We start from the raw sequence: 14257 nt of genomic DNA, 5'->3' as shown, positions 1-14257 counted from the left end.
CGTCGCAGCGACAGCGCGCCCGGCAGATGGGTATCAGCACTTGCCAGCCTGGGCGTGAGGGGTTTGAATCAGGGCATGAGTTCCGTCCTGCATCCAGACCTGCCCAGCTTCATCGCCTTTGGTGAAGCGCTGACCGATCTGATTCGCACCGGCGACGACAGCTGGCGCACGGTCAGCGGCGGCGCGCCCTGGAATGTGGCGATGGCGATGTCGCGCTTGGGTGAGCTGTCGGCCTTTGCCGGCGGCATCAGCCGCGATCTGTTTGGCCAGGCCATCTGGCAGGCCAGTGCCGATGCCTGCCTGGACCTGCGTTTCATCCAGCAATTCGATCGCGCACCGCTGCTGGCCGTGGTGCATGAGTTGAACCCGCCGCGCTATTTCTTCATCGGTGACGACAGCGCCGACCTGCATTTCGCGCCGGAAGGGCTGCCCTCAGGCTGGCGGCGCGCGCTGCGCTGCGCCCACTTTGGCGGCATCAGCCTGGCACGCCAGCCGCTGGCCGAGCGCCTGGTGCTCTTGGCCGCGCAACTGAAGGCCGAGGGCAAGCTGATCAGCTACGACCCCAATTTCCGTCAGACCATGGACTCGCGCTATGACGACACGCTGGAGCAGATGTGCCGGCTGGCCGATGTCATCAAGGTGTCTGACGAAGACCTGCGCGGCCTGTTCCGCTGCGGCGATCACCACACCGGCGTGGCGCAGATCAGCGCCTGGAATCCTGGCGCGCTCTTGCTGCTGACCCGCGGCGCCGAGGGCGGCACGCTGTTTCATGGCAGCGTGGAACTGTCGGCCCGGCCGCCGGAGATCGAGCTGGTCGACAGCATTGGCGCCGGTGACGCCAGCATGGCCGGCCTGCTCTACAGCCTGCTGCGGCACAAGCATGCCGAGCCGGCTCAGCATCTGCGCTTTGCCTTGGCCGCCGGCGCTGGCGCTTGCATGACGGCGGGCGCCAGCCCGCCCTCCTTGCCCCTGGTGCAAACCCTGGCTGCGGGCGTGCAGTTGCTGGCGCCGTAGGGAAGGGCTGCCCCGCCATCTGTGGCAGCGCCGCCCTAGTGATTTTCCCTGGGTCCTGCGCAATGCTCGGCGTTCTGCCCGGTATTGCCGCGATTCCGGCCCGATCTTGCGCCGAGCTGGTGTGATACTTGGACGGCGCAGGCGCAAGCCCCGATCGGGGTCAGGTCTTGCGCCTTGCAAAAGCAGCAGCCCCTGGCGGGCTGCAGACTCGCTTGGCCACGCGGTGCCCATGAGGCAGGCCAGGCCAGGGTTGGGAAGCGTATGTCCACGATCAGGTCTTTTGGAATCAGTCTGCTGCTCAGCGTCATCAGCGTGGCCGCCGCACCGGCCTGGGCCGATGAGCGGGCGGACATGGCCCGGATTGAGCAGCTGGAAGCCTTGTCCGAGCAGGACAACGATGCGGCACTGAACGAGCTGCTGCTGTTCCACAAATCGCTGCCGGCCGGCGCCAGCTACAAGGTGCGTACCGAGATCCTGCGCCGCCTGACCGGGCTGCTCTACGACGCCGGGCGCGGCAAGGAAGCCGAGGGTTTCGCCAAGGAGCTGGCCGAACTGGCCAGCCGGCAGGGCGACCGCAACATGATTGCGCTGGCGCAGATTGCCAAGAGCTTTGATCTGGTCGAGGCGGGGCAGCAAAGCGCCGCACTGGCCGAGCTGGATCGCATCAAGGACTCGCTGGGCACGAAGCCGCTGCCCGAGGTGCAGCTGCGTCTGGCCGTTGCCTATGGCTTCATCCATCAGCTGGCCGGCAAGTTCGAGCTGGCGTTGGCCCATTGGCTGGAGGCGCTGCGCCTTTGCGACAGCCTGCCGCGGCGGCAGGTGATGAACAAGATCTACCGGCTGCAGGCCTTGTCGGGCCTGTACAGCGCGATGCAGAACCCTGAGAAGGCCCTCGAGACGGCCGAACAGGCGCTGGCCCTGGGCACCCAGGTGCAGGCGCCCAAGACCATGGCCTCGCTGAGCCTCAACCGCGGTAGCGCCCTGGTCGAGCTGGGCCGCATGCCGGAGGCGCTGAAGGCCTATGAATGGGCCCTTGGCCGTGCTCGCGAGGGCAAGGTGCCACCGCTGGAGCTGTCGCTGCTGGTCAATATTGCCGACTATCACCTGCGCACCCACGATTTCGTTCGCGCCGAGAAGGTGTCCCGCGAAGCGCTGGAGTTGGCCGAGAAGATTGATGACAAGGCCAACTTCTTCACTTCCAAGGCCAATATTGGCTTTGCGCTCGGTGGGCAGGGCAAGCTGGCGCAGGCCATGGTGCCGATCAAGGAGTCGCTGGATTACTACCGGGCGTTGAAGTCGCAGGTCGATATCGAGGCCTTGCTCGGTGAGTACAGCCAGATGCTGGAGCGGGCCGGGCTGTACAAGGAAGCGCTGGTCGCGGTGCGCGAGCAGCAGCAGATCAGTGCCGAGTTGTTCCGCACCGATCGCGCACGCACGGTGGCCTCGCTGCAAGAGCAGTTCGATGCCGACAAGCGCAAGAAGGAAATCGCGCTGCTGGAGCGCGAGAACCGGCTGAAGGACGTCGAGATCGCCAACCACCACCTGCGTCAGATTGCGGCGACGCTGGGCGCGGTGCTGGCGCTGATCATCGGTGTGTTCGTCTACATGCTGTACCGCCGCGTCAAGAAGGCCAACGCCGATCTGGAGGCCGCCAACAAGCAGCTGGAATTCCACTCGGTGCGCGACCCGCTGACCGGGCTCTACAACCGGCGCTCCTTTCATGAGTTGATGGCCACACGGCCGGCCCGGGTGGAACGTGAGCGGCGCGAGAACAGCCAGCAGCAGCCTGATTGCCTGCTGCTGCTGGACATTGACTACTTCAAGTCCATCAACGACACCCACGGCCATGCGGCCGGTGACGTGGTGCTGATCGAGGTGGCGCGGCGCCTGCGCGAGGCGGTACGCGACACCGATATGGTGATGCGCTGGGGCGGCGAGGAATTCCTGATCTTTTCGCCGCGCACCCAGGTCAGCCAGCTGACGGCGCTGGTCGAGCGGGTGCTCGAGCAGATCGGCGGCACGCCCATCACCTTGCCGAGTAGCAAGGCCATTACCGTGACCGTCAGCGGCGGCTTCATCTCGGTGCCCTTCCCAGAGCAAGGGCCCTTGCAGTTCGAATGGGAAAAGGCCATGCAACTGGCCGATATGGCGCTCTATCTGGGCAAGATCCACGGGCGCAACCGTGCCTACGGCCTCGACAGGCTGCTGGTGCCCGCCGAGCAGGCCTTGCCGGTGCTGGAGCACGACCTCTCCGCCGCCATGGCCGCGGGCATGGTGCAGATGATCGAGGTGCATGGCCCGCAAAAGGCCGTTGTCGCCCCAGAGTCACGTTTCGCGGCCGATGCCGCCTGACAGGGGCGCTGCGCGGGACGCTTGAGCGCCGCGGCGCTCAGGCCTTGTGCAGCGCCTGCAGCACGCGGGCCTGGGCGCTGCGCAGCTCGCTGGCGGCCTGCTCGCGCTGTTCCTTCAGGTCCTGCTTCAGCCGTTGCAGGCGCTTGTTCAGCTGATCGACACGGGCGGCATCGCCCAGCCTTTGATAGAGGCGCAGCGCCGTATGCAGCACGGGCTCCTGCAAAAAAGGGCTGGCGTCCAGACCGCCGGTGCTCAGCAGCGGTGCCAGCAGCGCCTGAGCCTCGGCCAGATGATCGCGCCGCAAGCTCAGCTCGGCACAGGCATGGTGCAGGGAATCGGCCAGCGAGTCGTTTTCCACGCGGCCCAGCATCTGCATCGATTGGCTCAGCAAGCCGTCGGCCTCATCAAGCCGGCCGGCCTGCATCAGGCAGATCGCACTGTTCAGGCGCAGCACGATTTTCTGGCGCTCGCTCATGAAGGGCTCGTCCAGATGGGGGCGGGCCTGGAACACCAGCTTCAGCTGGCGCTGCGCCAGGGCCTGTGCTTGCGCCTCATGGCCCTGATCCTGCAACGAGTCGTGCGCGAGTGCGCCGGCCAGCAGCGCATTGGCATAGGCACGCACCAGGGTCTGGCCGTCGCCGGCTTCGCGGGCGCGCGACAGCGCCTGCAGATGCAGCAACTCGGCCTGCTCGACCTGGCCCAGCGCCGCATGAACATGAGCCAGGGTGCCCAGCGCCGAGGGCAGGGCCTTGAACAGCGCCGGCGTTGCGGCGGCCAGCTCGGTGGCTTCAACAGCGAGTGGCAGGGCGTCGTCGGGCAGGCCCACGGTACAGGCCGCCAGCGCGGCCAGCGTCAGCATGGCGACCACGCCGTCGACATCGTCGCCGGCGTTCAGCCGGGCGCGCGCGCGCATGGCGCAGGCATAGGCCAGCGCGTGGCGACCCAGGGCCCAGCCGGCCAGTGCCTGCAGCCGTGCCGCCTCGGCCCCCAGGCGCGTGCGCCGGTCCGGCTCGGCAATGGCCTCGCTGCACTGTTCGGCCTGTTCGGCACAGCGCAGCGCTTCAAGCGCCTGATGGGCGTCGTTGGCTTGGCGGGCGCGCTCCAGCCAGGACTCGCAAGGGGGTGAGGGGCTGAGGGCGGTGTCGTTGCTCATCGGGACTGCAGGGCAAGCATGGGGAAGAGACTAAGCGCAGCCTGGGACTTTGGGTAGACCGCGCTGCATCTTGCGGCCCTCGCGCCACAGATATGTCACGCCGCGACCGCTATTGGCGCTTGCTGGCCACCAGGGTCTGCGGCCCTTGCACCTGCAGCCTTGGGCGATCGGCTTCGGGCTCGGCCAGTGGCGCCACCTCGCGCAGGCTGGCGTGGCAGCGTTCGCTCAGGCGCTGGTAGGTCTCGGTGCCTTCGAGCTTCCAGCGCATCTCATCCTCGCTCAGCGGCCGCATCACCTTGGCCGGCAGGCCGGCGATCAGCGATTTTTCCGGCAGCTTGAGCCCGGCGCGCACAAAGGCGCAGGCAGCGACGATGCTGTAGGCGCCGACCTCGGCCTCGTCCATCACCACCGCGTTCATGCCGACCAGCGCATCGTGCCGGACGATGCAGCCGTGCAGCACCGCGCCATGGCCGATATGGCCGTTGCGCTCGACGACGGTCTCGGAATCGGGGAAGCCGTGGATCACGCAGCTGTCCTGCACATTGACGCCCTCGTGCAGCACGATGCGGCCGAAGTCGGCGCGCAGGCTGGCGCAGGGGCCGATATAGCAACCCGGGCCGACGATCACATCGCCGATCAGCACCGCGGTCGGGTGCACATGGCTGCTGGGGTGGACGACCGGCACAACGCCGTCAATCGAGTAGCAAGGCATGGAGAGACTCCAGGGTTTTGGGTGTGGCGGGCAGCAATTTGCGGGTTTACCCGAGGCGGTGCGGCCTTGTGCCAAGTCAAGACGCACCTTACGATCTACCGACCGGTCGGTCAAGAGTGTTTGATGCCGCTCAAGCCGATCTCAAGCTGTTGTGTTTCTTCGGAGCCCGCCCCCATGTCCGAGACCCAAGACGCCGCCGCGTCCGTGCTGCTGACCCGCCAGGAAGGCGCGGTGCGCACGCTGACGCTGAACCGCCCGGCCGCGCTGAACGCTTTCACCACCCAGTTGCTGGCCCAGCTGCGCCTGGCGCTGGACGAGGCGGCCAACGATGCCAGCGTCCGTGCCGTCGTCATCACCGGCGCCGGCCGGGCCTTCAGCGCCGGGCAGGATCTGTCTGATCCGCTGATCAAGCCGGAGTTTGGCGAGGGCAAGCCGGCCAAGGACATCGGCCATCTGCTCGACCACTACTACATCCCGCTGGCACTGCGCGCCCGTTCGATGCCGGTGCCGGTGATCTGCGCCGTCAATGGGGTCGCGGCCGGCGCCGGGGCCAACTTCGCGCTCGGCTGCGATCTGGTGATCGCCGGCCAGTCGGCCAGCTTCATCCAGGCCTTCAGCAAGATTGGCCTGGTGCCCGATTGCGGTGGCACCTGGCTGCTGACCCGCCTGGTTGGTCGCGCCCGCGCGCTGCAGCTGGCCCTCTTGGGCGACAAGCTCGCTGCCGCCGATGCACATGCCATGGGCCTGATCGCCCGCGTCGTGCCCGATGAAGACCTGGCCGCCACCGCGCAGGCCACGGCGCTGAAACTGGCCTCGATGCCGACCCGTGCCCTGGTTGAGACCCGCCGCGCCTTCGACGAGGCGATGGAGCTGAACTACGAAGACGCGCTCAAGCTCGAAGCGGTGATGCAGAGCCAGCTCGGTTTTGCCCATGACTACCAGGAAGGCTGCAGCGCTTTCCTCGAAAAGCGCGCGCCGCAATTTAAAGACCGATGAGCATGGCTACGAAGCGCGCAGCGGGCCGAACGCCGGGCCGCCCCAAGTCGGCCCGCGTCCCCTCGGGGGACCGGACGATGTACGCATCGGACGAGGGGCTCACATGAATCCCCAGCAACTGGCTGAAGCCGTTCGCGATGCGATGTTCCGCGAGGACCATGCGTCCAAGGGCCTGGGCATGGAGATCCTGGCCGTTGGCCCGGGCAGCTCGACGCTGCGGATGCCGGTGCGCCAGGACATGCTCAACGGTTTCGCCATCTGCCATGGCGGCCTGATTACCACCCTGGCCGATTCGGCCTTTGCCTTCGCCTGCAACGCGTACAACGAGTTGACGGTGGCCTCCGGCATCACGATAGACATCGTGGCGCCGGCGCGGCTTGGCGACGTGCTGACCGCCGTCGCCCACGAGGTTTCGCTCGCCGGTCGGACCGGTGTCTACGACGTGAACGTGCGCAACCAGCGTGATGAGCTGGTGGCGGTGTTTCGCGGCAAGTCCTACCGCATCAAGGGCAAGCCCGTGGTGCCGGGCTTGCAGGCGAACGAGGAGTGAGACGAATGATCGTGAAGAACCCCGCGCCGGCTGAGCTGGAGGCGATCGAGACCGCCAGCCGCGACGAGCTGCAGGCCCTGCAGCTGCAACGCCTGCAATGGACGCTGCAGCACGCCTACGACAAGGTGCCGCATTACAAGGCCGCCTTTGATGCCAAGGGCGTTCACCCCAGCGAGCTGAAGACGCTTGCCGATCTGGCCAAGTTCCCCTTCACCACCAAGAAGGACCTGCGCGACAACTACCCCTTCGGCATGTTCGCCGTGCCGCGCGAGCGGGTGGCGCGCATCCATGCCTCCTCGGGCACGACGGGCAAGCCGACGGTGGTGGGCTACACGCTGCAGGACATCGACACCTGGGCCGGCCTGGTGGCCCGCTCGCTGCGTGCCGCCGGCGTGCGCCCGGGGCATATCGTTCATGTCGCCTACGGCTACGGTCTGTTCACCGGCGGCCTGGGCGCGCATTACGGCGCCGAGAAGCTCGGCTGCACGGTGATCCCGATGTCGGGCGGCCAGACCGAGAAGCAGGTCCAGCTGATCCAGGATTTCAAGCCCGACGCCATCATGGTCACGCCCAGCTATATGCAGGTAATCATCGAGGAGTTCGCGCGCCAGGGCCTGGACGCCCGCGAGAGTTCCTTGAAGGTCGGCATCTTCGGCGCCGAGCCCTGGACCGAGGCGATGCGGCGCGAGATCGAGAGCAAGGCCGGCATCGATGCGGTCGACATCTACGGCCTCTCCGAAGTGATGGGGCCAGGTGTTGCCAGCGAATGCATCGAGTCCAAGGACGGCCCGGTGATCTGGGAAGACCATTTCTATCCCGAGATCATCAACCCCGAGACCGGCGAGGTGGTGCCCGATGGCGAGGAGGGCGAGCTGGTGTTCACCTCGCTCTCCAAGGAAGCACTGCCCATCATCCGCTACCGCACCCGCGACCTGACGCGCCTCTTGCCGCCCACTTCCCGCAGCATGCGCCGCATGGGCAAGATCGTCGGCCGCTCGGACGACATGCTGATCATCCGCGGCGTGAACATGTTCCCCACCCAGGTGGAGGAGCTGGTGCTGCAGGAGGCTCAGCTGTCCGGCCAGTACCAGATCGTCGTCACCCGCGAAGGCCCGCTGGACGCGGTGGAAGTGCGCTGCGAGTTGCAGCCGCAGGCCGTCAACAGCGCCAATCCGGCCGAGATCAGTAAATCGCTGCAGCACCGCATCAAGACGCTGATCGGCGTGTCCACCAAGGTGGTGGTCGGCCCGCCGGATTCGATTGAACGCACCTTGGTGGGCAAGGCCCGCCGGGTTATCGACCAAAGGCCGAAATGACGGCTGTTGGGCGGTAAGAAATACACCACAGAGACACGGAGACACAGAGCAATGCAAGCCGGCGGCCAAAGAGGACTGAAATTCTCTGTGCCTCCGTGTCTCTGTGGTCGGTTTGTTGGCTGAGTAAGCAGCAGGAGATCTTTTTATGTACACCCAAGCCATGAGCGTCGGTCCGCAGGACACGGCGGCCAAGGTCCAGAGCGCCGAGGACAAGCAGCGCACCGATGCCTTCGAGGCGCGCATCGATGCGGGCGACTTCATCGAAGCCAAGGACTGGATGCCGGATCACTACCGCAAGACCCTGGTGCGCCAGATCAGCCAGCATGCGCATTCCGAGATCGTCGGCATGCTGCCCGAGGGCAACTGGATCACGCGTGCGCCCACGCTCAAGCGCAAGGCGATTCTGCTGGCCAAGGTGCAGGATGAAGGCGGCCACGGCCTCTATCTGTACTCGGCCGCCGAGACCCTGGGCACCAGCCGCGACCAGATGCTGGACGCGCTGCACACAGGCAAGGCCAAGTACAGCTCGATCTTCAACTACCCGACGCTCACCTGGGCCGATATCGGCGTGATCGGCTGGCTGGTCGATGGCGCGGCCATCATGAACCAGGTGCCGCTGTGCCGCTGCTCCTATGCGCCCTATGCGCGGGCGATGATCCGCATCTGCCGCGAGGAAAGCTTCCATCAGCGCCAGGGCTACGAAAGCCTCTTGGTGATGATGCAAACGGGCACGGCCGAGCAGAAGGCCATGGTGCAGGACGCCGTCAACCGCTGGTGGTGGCCCTCGCTGATGATGTTCGGCCCTGAGGACAAGGACTCACCGAACTCCGAGCAGTCGATGCGCTGGGGCATCAAGCGCATCTCCAACGACGATCTGCGCCAGAAGTTCGTCGACGCGACGATCCCGCAGGCCGAGGTGCTGGGTGTGACCGTGCCCGACCCCGATCTGAAGTGGAACGCCGAGACCGAGCACTACCAGTTCGGCCGCATCGACTGGGCCGAGTTCTGGCGCGTCGTCGGCGGCGACGGCCCCTGCAACCGCGAACGCCTGGCCGCCCGCGTCAAGGCCTGGGACGACGGCGCCTGGGTGCGCGAAGCCGCGCTGGCCCATGCCAAGAAGCAAGCCACCCGAGCACAAGCCGCTTGAACAACCACGAACCAACCACAGAGCCACGGAGACACAGAGAAATGCCAAGCATTGCCTTCTCAGTAACTCCCTGGCTGTGTGTTTGCCACTGAACCCTTTGCAAGGATCTATATGAGCGACGTCAAGCAAGCCCCCAAGAACGAATGGCCGCTGTGGGAAGTCTTCGTACGCAGCAAGGCCGGTCTGGACCACAAGCATTGCGGCAGCCTGCATGCCGCCGACGCCAAGATGGCCGTGCAACTGGCCCGTGAGGTCTACACCCGCCGCCAGGAAGGCGTGAGCATCTGGGTGGTGCTGTCCAGCCAGATCGTCGCTTCGGACCCGGGCGAGAAGGGCATGTACTTCGACCCGATGGAAGACAAGGTGTACCGCCACCCCACGTTTTACGAGCTGCCAGAGTCCGTGAACCATATGTGACCACCCCCTACGCGCTGCGCGCGCCCCCTCAAGGGGGCGAGCCCGAGAGCCCGGCAAAGCCGGATCTCCGGGCTCCGCTGGGGAATACCGGTGGGGTGCGGTGGGAGAAAGACTGATGAGCCAACAATCAATCAAGGTCGGCGACAAGGCCGACGTCCGCTACCTGCTGCGCATTGCCGACAGCTGCCTGATCCTCAGCCAGCGGCTGGGCGAGTGGTGCGGCCACGGGCCCATCCTGGAAGAAGACCTGGCGCTGACCAATATGGCGCTGGATCTGGTCGGCCAGGCGCGTGGCCTCCTGACCCGTGCCGGCCAGCTCGATGGCCAGGGCCATGACGAAGACCAATTGGCCTTTCTGCGCGACGAGCGCCAGTACTTCAACCCGGTGTTGATGGAACTGCCGCGTGGTGACTTTGCCTTCACCACGCTGCGCAACTTCGCCGTGGCCAGCTGGCTGCTGGGCCTGTGGCAACGGTTGCAGTCGTCCAGCGATGCCGAAGTGGCTGCGATTGCCGGCAAGGCCGTCAAGGAAGCCCAGTACCACCAGCAACATGCAGCCGACTGGGTGCTGCGCCTGGGCGATGGCACCGAGGAGTCCAGGGCGCGCATGGAAGCCGCGCTGGCGACGCTGTGGCCCTACTTCAACGAGCTGTTCGCCGACGATGCCGTTGACGCCGCCGCGGTGCAGAGCAAGCTGGGCCCGGCCTGGAGCGAGCTGAAGGCCGACTGGCAGGCCGCGATGGACGAAATCCTCGGCGAAGCCGGCCTGGCCCAGCCCAAGGCCAGCGCCTATGTGCCGGCCGGCCGCGTGGGCATCCACAGCGAGCATATGGGTCATATGTTGGCCGAGATGCAATATCTCCAGCGTAGCTACCCGAACGGGGTGTGGTGAGGGCATGAGCGATTTGCCGGTCGCCAACACCTGTGGTCGCCTCTCGGCGGCCTGGGAGGTGCTGCGCCAGATCCCCGACCCCGAGGTGCCGGTGATATCGCTGGACGAGCTGGGCATCGTGCGCGATCTGAAGGAGACAGCGAACGGGCTGGAGGTGGTGCTGACGCCCACCTACTCGGGCTGCCCTGCCACCGAGCTGATTCAGGACAACGTCCGCGAGGCGCTGGCCCGTTTCGGCGAGATCACCATCACGATGCAACGCGCGCCGGCCTGGACGACCGACTGGATCAGCGAGGCGGGCAAGGCCAAGCTGAAGGCCTATGGCATTGCGCCGCCTGGGCCTGCGGGCCCGGCGCACGGCCAGCCCATTCGCCTGGTGCATCGCAATGCGCTGAGCAAACTGGCCTGTCCACGTTGCGGCTCGGAGCAGACGGAGAAGTTGTCTGCCTTCGGGTCAACGGCCTGCAAAGCCTTGTATCGCTGCCTCTCTTGCCGCGAACCTTTCGAATACTTCAAGCCCATCTGAATCATGAGCCTCAACTTCCATCCCCTGCGTGTCCGCGAAGTCCGGCCGGACACCGAAGAAGCCGTGATCGTCAGCTTTGACGTGCCGGCCGAGCAGCGCGAGCTGTTCAAGTTCACCCAGGGGCAATACCTGACCCTGCGTGCCGATGTGAATGGCGAAGACCTGCGCCGCTCCTACTCGATCTGCGCCGGCGTCGACGACGGCGAGTTGCGCGTCGGTGTGCGCAAGGTGCTGGGCGGCAGGTTCTCCAATTGGGTCAATAGCGAGCTGAAGGCCGGCGATGTGATCCAGGTCTTCCCGCCGCAGGGCCGTTTCTTCGTGCCGGTCGATGCCCAGGCCGAGCGCCACTACCTCGGCATCGCCGGCGGCTCGGGCATCACGCCCATCCTGTCCATCATGAAGACGGTGCTGGCGCGCGAGCCGGGCAGCCGCTTCACGCTGATCTACGGCAACCGCCGCCAGGCCTCGACGATGTTCAAGGAAGAGATCGAGGATCTGAAGAACCGCTACCTGACCCGCGTCTCGCTGCACCATGTGTTCAGCGACGAGCATGTCGATTCGCCCTTGATGGCCGGCATGCTCAACCGCGACAAGATCGCCGAGTACCTGGGCGCGCTGATTGATCCGGCCGGCATCTCCGAGGCCTTCATCTGCGGCCCCTATCAGGTCAATGACGAGGCCGAGGCCGCGCTGCTGGCCGCCGGCGTGGCGCAGGAACGCATCCACATCGAACGCTTCGGCACGCCGGAGATGCAGCAGGGCAAGCCGGCGCCGCACGAGGCCCGCCCCGAGGATGCCGACAATGCCCGCATCGTGCTGATCCGCGACGGCCTGGCGCGCGAGTTCGATTTCAGCAAGAACGACCCCAGCCTGCTCGACGCCGCGGCCCGCGCCGGCCTGGAAGTGCCCTTCAGCTGCAAGAGCGGCGTCTGCTCGACCTGCCGCTGCAAGCTGATCGAAGGCCAGGTGCGCATGGACAAGAACTTCGCGCTGGAAAAGCACGAGGTCGCCGCCGGCTTCATCCTCAGCTGCCAGGCGCATGCGCTGACACCGCGTGTCGTCATCTCGTTTGACGAACGCTGAACAGACGGAACCGACCACAGAGACACAGAGTCACAGAGAAAATTCATAGAGGTTTCTTTGCTTTCCTCTGTGTCTCCGTGGCTCTGTGGTTAATCTTCAAGGTTTTCAAAGACATGGCCAGAGGCAGAGCCCCCGGATTTGATGCAACGCGCGAGCAGATCCTCGTGCAGGCGGCGCGCTTGTTCGCGGCGCAGGGCTATGCCGGCACCTCGATGAATCAGGTGGCCGAGGCCTGCGAGGTGAGCAAGCCCACGCTCTACCACTATGTGCGCGACAAGCACGAGCTGCTGATGCAGATCTGCGAAACCCACGTCGAGGCGCTGGCCGCGCTGGTGGACGAGGTGCGCAGCGAGACCGCGGCCCAGGGCCTGAACGCCGAGGCCCATCTGCGTGCCTTGATTGCCGGCTTTATGCAGGCCTATGGCCAGGCGCAGAACGAACACCGGGTGCTGACCGAGGACGTGAAATTCCTCAATGCCGACGACCAGGCACGGCTGCTGGCGATCGAGCGCGGCGTCGTCGGCGCCTTTGCCGAGGCGGTGGCGGCGGTGCGGCCCGAGCTGCAGGCGGCCAAGCTGCACAAGCCGCTGACGATGCTGCTGTTCGGCATGATCAACTGGACCTTCACCTGGCTGAAACCCGATGGCGAACTGAGCTATGAGTCGGTCGCGCCGATGGTGGCTGATCTATTCTTTGGCGGCCTGGGCGCTGTCAGCCCGCTGCAAGCCTGATGAAGCCTCATCGCTGGCTGGCAGGGCCAAGGATCGGCCACTTGACTGACATCTTGCCCGACCTCTTTTCACCCCGATTCGAACGATTGAACATCGACAAGGAGACAACGTGAAAGCAAGCCTGAAGAAATCCCTGCTGGTGCTGGCCGCCGGCGCGGCGCTGTGCCAAGCCGCCTGGGCCGACGTCAACATCGGCGTGACGCTGTCGACCACCGGCCCGGCCGCCTCGCTGGGCATTCCGGAAAAGAACACCATCGCGCTGCTGCCCACCACGCTGGGCGGCCAGAAGGTCAACTACATCATCCTCGACGATGCCTCGGACACGACCACCGCCGTGTCCAACACCCGCAAGCTGATCACCGAGCACAAGGTCGATGTCGTCGTCGGCTCCACCGTCACGCCGAACTCGCTGGCGATGATCGACGCGGTGGCCGAGGCGCAGACGCCGATGATCTCGCTGGCTGCATCGTCGCGCATCGTCGAGCCGGTTGACGCCAAGAAGCGCTGGGTCTTCAAAACCCCGCAGAACGACATCATGATGGCGCTGGCCATTGCCACCCATATGGCCAGCCAGGGCGTCAAGACGGTCGGCTTCATCGGCTTTGCCGACGCTTACGGCGAGGGCTGGTACAACGAGTTCAACAAGGTCGCCTCGACCAAGGGCCTGTCGATCGTGGCCAACGAACGCTACAACCGCACCGACACCTCGGTGACCGGCCAGGCGCTCAAGCTGCTGGCGGCCAAGCCCGACGCCGTGCTGGTGGCCGGCAGCGGCACGCCGGCCGTGCTGCCGCAAAAGACGCTGAAGGAACGCGGCTACGCCGGCAAGTACTATCAGACCCATGGCGTGGCCAACAACGATTTCCTGCGCGTCGGCGGCAAGGATGTCGAAGGCACCTTCCTGCCCGCCGGCCCGGTGCTGGTGGCCAGCCAGCTGCCCGCCGATCACCCGGTCAAGAAGAGCGCGCTCGAGTATGTGGCCAAGTACGAAGGCGCCTATGGCAAGGGCTCGGCCAGCACCTTTGGCGGCCATGCCTGGGACGTCGGCCTGCTGCTGCAATCGGCGGTGCCGGCGGCACTGAAAAAGGCCCAGCCCGGCACGCCGGCCTTCCGCGCCGCGCTGCGCGATGCGCTGGAAGCGGTCAAGGAGCAGCCGGGCGCCCATGGCGTGTTCAATATGTCGGCCAACGACCACCTGGGCCTGGATCAGCGGGCGCGGGTGATGGTCAAGATCGACAAGGCCACCTGGCTCTACCAACCCTAAGTTCGTCGGCATCTGGCTACTGCGCAGGCCGATCTCAGCGCTGCGCTGCGCGCCGTACGAGAGTACGGCTGTGCTGCTCGCACTGACCTCGACCTGCTCGCTAC

The 14257-nt window shown here is 65.9% G+C and carries 14 protein-coding genes; 12 read left to right on the top strand and 2 right to left on the bottom strand.

The features are described 5' to 3' along the window. Nucleotides 1-75: 75 nt before the first annotated feature. Both RQP53_RS21065 and RQP53_RS21060 read left to right on the top strand, forming a co-directional pair. Nucleotides 76-1014, top strand: a complete 939-nt coding sequence (locus RQP53_RS21065) for a carbohydrate kinase family protein (RefSeq protein WP_315652667.1) — start codon at nucleotides 76-78, stop codon at nucleotides 1012-1014. Nucleotides 1015-1275: 261 nt separating this feature from the next. Next, on the top strand, nucleotides 1276-3366 hold the full coding sequence (locus RQP53_RS21060) for a tetratricopeptide repeat-containing diguanylate cyclase (RefSeq protein ID WP_315652666.1): 2091 nt from the start codon (nucleotides 1276-1278) through the stop codon (nucleotides 3364-3366). Nucleotides 3367-3403: 37 nt separating this feature from the next. Here the strand turns inward: RQP53_RS21060 and RQP53_RS21055 are convergent, their stop codons facing one another. Together RQP53_RS21055 and RQP53_RS21050 are read right to left on the bottom strand one after the other, a co-directional pair. Further along, nucleotides 3404-4519 (bottom strand): hypothetical protein, encoded by a 1116-nt coding sequence (locus RQP53_RS21055; RefSeq protein WP_315652665.1) that lies wholly within the window; start codon nucleotides 4517-4519, stop codon nucleotides 3404-3406. Between the two features lie 109 nt (nucleotides 4520-4628). Next, nucleotides 4629-5231, bottom strand: coding sequence for a phenylacetic acid degradation protein PaaY (locus RQP53_RS21050; protein ID WP_315652664.1), 603 nt, complete (start codon nucleotides 5229-5231; stop codon nucleotides 4629-4631). 174 nt (nucleotides 5232-5405) lie between these two features. Between RQP53_RS21050 and RQP53_RS21045 the strand changes: the two genes are divergently transcribed. From RQP53_RS21045 to RQP53_RS21000, 10 genes are all read left to right on the top strand, one after another. Continuing rightward, the gene (locus tag RQP53_RS21045) at nucleotides 5406-6227 is read left to right on the top strand and encodes an enoyl-CoA hydratase-related protein (RefSeq protein ID WP_315652663.1); all 822 of its coding nucleotides are present in this window, start codon (nucleotides 5406-5408) and stop codon (nucleotides 6225-6227) included. A 103-nt stretch (nucleotides 6228-6330) separates the two neighbouring features. Then, the gene (paaI, locus tag RQP53_RS21040; RefSeq protein WP_315652662.1) at nucleotides 6331-6777 is read left to right on the top strand and encodes a hydroxyphenylacetyl-CoA thioesterase PaaI; all 447 of its coding nucleotides are present in this window, start codon (nucleotides 6331-6333) and stop codon (nucleotides 6775-6777) included. A 5-nt stretch (nucleotides 6778-6782) separates the two neighbouring features. Beyond that, a complete protein-coding gene (gene paaK, locus RQP53_RS21035; protein ID WP_315652661.1) occupies nucleotides 6783-8093 on the top strand; it encodes a phenylacetate--CoA ligase PaaK in 1311 nt (436 codons plus the stop codon). 145 nt (nucleotides 8094-8238) lie between these two features. Further along, the gene (gene paaA, locus RQP53_RS21030; protein ID WP_315652660.1) at nucleotides 8239-9240 is read left to right on the top strand and encodes a 1,2-phenylacetyl-CoA epoxidase subunit PaaA; all 1002 of its coding nucleotides are present in this window, start codon (nucleotides 8239-8241) and stop codon (nucleotides 9238-9240) included. A gap of 111 nt (nucleotides 9241-9351) precedes the next feature. Further along, nucleotides 9352-9657, top strand: a complete 306-nt coding sequence (paaB, locus tag RQP53_RS21025; protein WP_315652659.1) for a 1,2-phenylacetyl-CoA epoxidase subunit PaaB — start codon at nucleotides 9352-9354, stop codon at nucleotides 9655-9657. 115 nt (nucleotides 9658-9772) lie between these two features. Further along, nucleotides 9773-10549: a 1,2-phenylacetyl-CoA epoxidase subunit PaaC gene (paaC, locus tag RQP53_RS21020; RefSeq protein ID WP_315652658.1), complete on the top strand. Its 777-nt coding sequence runs from the start codon at nucleotides 9773-9775 to the stop codon at nucleotides 10547-10549. 4 nt (nucleotides 10550-10553) lie between these two features. Beyond that, nucleotides 10554-11075 carry a 1,2-phenylacetyl-CoA epoxidase subunit PaaD gene (paaD, locus tag RQP53_RS21015; RefSeq protein WP_315652657.1) on the top strand — a complete coding sequence of 174 codons (522 nt, stop codon included), beginning with the start codon at nucleotides 10554-10556 and terminating at the stop codon, nucleotides 11073-11075. A 3-nt stretch (nucleotides 11076-11078) separates the two neighbouring features. Continuing rightward, a complete protein-coding gene (gene paaE, locus RQP53_RS21010) occupies nucleotides 11079-12158 on the top strand; it encodes a 1,2-phenylacetyl-CoA epoxidase subunit PaaE (protein ID WP_315652656.1) in 1080 nt (359 codons plus the stop codon). Between the two features lie 113 nt (nucleotides 12159-12271). Beyond that, entirely contained in the window at nucleotides 12272-12889 is a 618-nt protein-coding gene (locus RQP53_RS21005; protein ID WP_315652655.1) for a TetR/AcrR family transcriptional regulator, read from the top strand. Nucleotides 12890-13010: 121 nt separating this feature from the next. Continuing rightward, nucleotides 13011-14153, top strand: coding sequence for an ABC transporter substrate-binding protein (locus RQP53_RS21000; RefSeq protein ID WP_315652836.1), 1143 nt, complete (start codon nucleotides 13011-13013; stop codon nucleotides 14151-14153). Nucleotides 14154-14257: the final 104 nt, after the last annotated feature.

The organism is Roseateles aquae, assembly GCF_032337115.1.
Taxonomy (GTDB): Bacteria; Pseudomonadota; Gammaproteobacteria; order Burkholderiales; family Burkholderiaceae_C; genus Roseateles_C; species Roseateles_C aquae.
The sequence above is the reverse complement of the archived record's forward strand: the minus strand, read 5'-3'. Positions and strand labels throughout refer to the sequence as shown.

Bases quoted from the DNA above. Each gene is read 5' to 3' on its own strand.
- RQP53_RS21065 (WP_315652667.1), top strand. From the start codon at position 76: ATGAGTTCCGTCCTGCATCCAGACCTGCCCAGCTTCATCGCCTTTGGT.
- RQP53_RS21060 (WP_315652666.1), top strand. From the start codon at position 1,276: ATGTCCACGATCAGGTCTTTTGGAATCAGTCTGCTGCTCAGCGTCATC.
- RQP53_RS21055 (WP_315652665.1), bottom strand. From the start codon at position 4,519: ATGAGCAACGACACCGCCCTCAGCCCCTCACCCCCTTGCGAGTCCTGG.
- RQP53_RS21050 (WP_315652664.1), bottom strand. From the start codon at position 5,231: ATGCCTTGCTACTCGATTGACGGCGTTGTGCCGGTCGTCCACCCCAGC.
- RQP53_RS21045 (WP_315652663.1), top strand. From the start codon at position 5,406: ATGTCCGAGACCCAAGACGCCGCCGCGTCCGTGCTGCTGACCCGCCAG.
- paaI (WP_315652662.1), top strand. From the start codon at position 6,331: ATGAATCCCCAGCAACTGGCTGAAGCCGTTCGCGATGCGATGTTCCGC.
- paaK (WP_315652661.1), top strand. From the start codon at position 6,783: ATGATCGTGAAGAACCCCGCGCCGGCTGAGCTGGAGGCGATCGAGACC.
- paaA (WP_315652660.1), top strand. From the start codon at position 8,239: ATGTACACCCAAGCCATGAGCGTCGGTCCGCAGGACACGGCGGCCAAG.
- paaB (WP_315652659.1), top strand. From the start codon at position 9,352: ATGAGCGACGTCAAGCAAGCCCCCAAGAACGAATGGCCGCTGTGGGAA.
- paaC (WP_315652658.1), top strand. From the start codon at position 9,773: ATGAGCCAACAATCAATCAAGGTCGGCGACAAGGCCGACGTCCGCTAC.
- paaD (WP_315652657.1), top strand. From the start codon at position 10,554: ATGAGCGATTTGCCGGTCGCCAACACCTGTGGTCGCCTCTCGGCGGCC.
- paaE (WP_315652656.1), top strand. From the start codon at position 11,079: ATGAGCCTCAACTTCCATCCCCTGCGTGTCCGCGAAGTCCGGCCGGAC.
- RQP53_RS21005 (WP_315652655.1), top strand. From the start codon at position 12,272: ATGGCCAGAGGCAGAGCCCCCGGATTTGATGCAACGCGCGAGCAGATC.